A 2,052-nucleotide genomic window follows, 5' to 3' on the forward strand; every position below is an offset into this window, starting at 1 on the left:
GTGCACATCTGACACTGCGTAACCGATTGCAACGGCTCAATCGCAAGACGCTCGGATATTCAAAATCATCCGAAATGCACGATAGGATCATCGGTACTTACATCGAACGCGAGTACTACGTTTGATGCTACATCAACTCATAGAATACACGAACCGCTCACCCGAATCACTTACCTGAGTAAGCTCATCGGGATTCTCTCACTTGCCGCCTTCCTGCAACTCGAATTATTCAGTGTATAACGCTGCCTGCTTGATTGCCAATAAGCGTTTACCGCTAAAAAAACTACTGCGAAGAAAAGTGCAGCAGTGCCGCGCCACGAACGCCACCTGCATCACCATAGCGCGCCTTCTCAATGCGCGGTAAGTGCGCAACCGGCAGCAAATACTCGGGCAACCGCGTCGGGAGAAACTGATAGATCTCGTCGAAGTTAGACAACCCACCGCCCAGTACCAGCAAATGGGGGTCAAACATTGTCAACAGATTCCCCACGCAGGCCGCCAGCACGCTCATATAGCGATCGACGTGCGCCAGAGCGTTTGCTTCACCCGCCCGATAGTGGCGAATAATGGTGACAGCATTAAGACTTTCGCCATAGGTATGCGTATAAAGCCATTCAAAACCTCGGCCAGAAATATAGTTTTCAATACAGCCAGATTGACCACAGCCGCATTTCACCCGAGGGATATCCTCCCCCATAATATCCAGTGCATCCACCGGTAGCCGGAAATGGCCGAATTCGCCGGTAATGCCGTTTCGACCATCAATCGCTTCGCCGTTAATCACCAGACCGCCACCGACACCGGTGCCAAGGATCATCCCCAACACCACAGGATACTGACGGAATTCACCCTCCCAAGCTTCCGAAAGGGCAAAGCAGTTGGCATCGTTGGTCATGCGCACATCACGCCGCAACAGGCGTTGCAAATCCGCCTGTAGTGGTTTTCCCATGGTTGCGGGCAGGTTAGCAGTAAACAGCGCACCATCATCCCCGCCACGCATACCGGGAATACCGACGCCGACGGTCCCCTGTTTGCCCGTCAACGCATCGGCTTCCTGCGTGAGTGCAGCAAAGGACGCCAGCAATGCATCATAGTCATTACGCGGCGTAGGCACCCGTTTTTGCCACACGGACCTCATATCCGCATCAAAGACGCCGACTTCAATCTTCCTGCCGCCCAGATCAAAACCATAATACATGGCTCACTCCTCTGTGGCTGAATAGGTTATGCGATTGCAAGTGGCCGTAGCGCTATTGCCCGCATAGCAGAGTAAAAGAACATAAAAACTATAAATATCAATATATTGACTGAATTTATCGCTCAAAAAACAGGCGACAAAACACAACAAAGCACGACAAAGCACGACATTTTTATCAATAACTTACCGCTTATTTCGACTTGCCGACTACGCCAGAATCCCCATACTTGACGAAGGAAATCCCATGCGCTATATACTCAACGTACTTCAAGATGCATCTGCCTATCCAGTAGAAGGGGTGGGCAGTAAGTCTTTCTCGCTGCCTTGCCGTGCATCTTGACGTTTATTGAGTATATGCCCCATTTCCATCCTTGGCATTCACACCGCATTTTTACGCCACAGCGCGACACGCACGCGGTACGCTTGTTTCTAAAGAATGGCCCACCGCCCCGCAGTAACCCGAGTAAACCTAACTATCTGAGTTGAGTTCACAATGTCGTAACTAGCCCCAGCAACCAGAGTGCCAATGCTCATTCCCGGTGGGGATGCAACGGATATCGTTGATCCACCTACTACGTTGGCTACTTCAATATCTGTACCAATGGGGGGCTTTGTTGAATAAATAGAACTTTTGGGTAATCATCGGAGCAGATCACCGCAGTTGTTTCAAAATCAGGTCTCCATGGCAAAACAAAATTATAAAATCACCAACTTGCCCTCTTATAACAAGGCCCTCAAGCAGCGCGGTTCTCTAACCGTATGGCTAGATGAATCAGCCATTGCTGCATGGACGGAAAAAAACACTACTGAACGGCGTGGAAGACCGCTCCACTACTCAGATATGGCCATCACCA

Annotated in this window: 3 protein-coding genes; 2 read left to right on the forward strand and 1 reads right to left on the reverse strand. The window is 50.2% G+C overall.

Annotation, left to right across the window (positions count from 1 at the left end; translation table 11 throughout):
* Positions 1–125 (forward strand): IS1 family transposase (locus QZ506_RS14210; RefSeq protein WP_291971899.1); only part of this gene is annotated, 125 nt, incomplete at its 5' end.
* Positions 126–283: 158 nt separating this feature from the next.
* On the opposite strand, the gene nagK is transcribed toward QZ506_RS14210, so the two are convergent.
* Complete coding sequence (gene nagK / locus QZ506_RS14215; RefSeq protein WP_291971897.1) at positions 284–1,198, reverse strand: N-acetylglucosamine kinase; 915 nt, start codon at positions 1,196–1,198, stop codon at positions 284–286.
* Positions 1,199–1,880: 682 nt separating this feature from the next.
* On the opposite strand from nagK, the gene QZ506_RS14220 reads away from it, so the two are divergent.
* Positions 1,881–2,052 (forward strand): transposase (locus tag QZ506_RS14220; protein WP_291971901.1); only part of this gene is annotated, 172 nt, incomplete at its 3' end.

It is taken from the genome of Candidatus Symbiopectobacterium sp. (assembly GCF_020054415.1).
Lineage (GTDB): Bacteria > Pseudomonadota > Gammaproteobacteria > Enterobacterales > Enterobacteriaceae > Symbiopectobacterium.

What these genes read in the sequence shown, in the direction of transcription:
- nagK (WP_291971897.1), bottom strand. Translation starts at nt 1,198, where the DNA reads ATGTATTATGGTTTTGATCTGGGCGGCAGGAAGATTGAAGTCGGCGTC.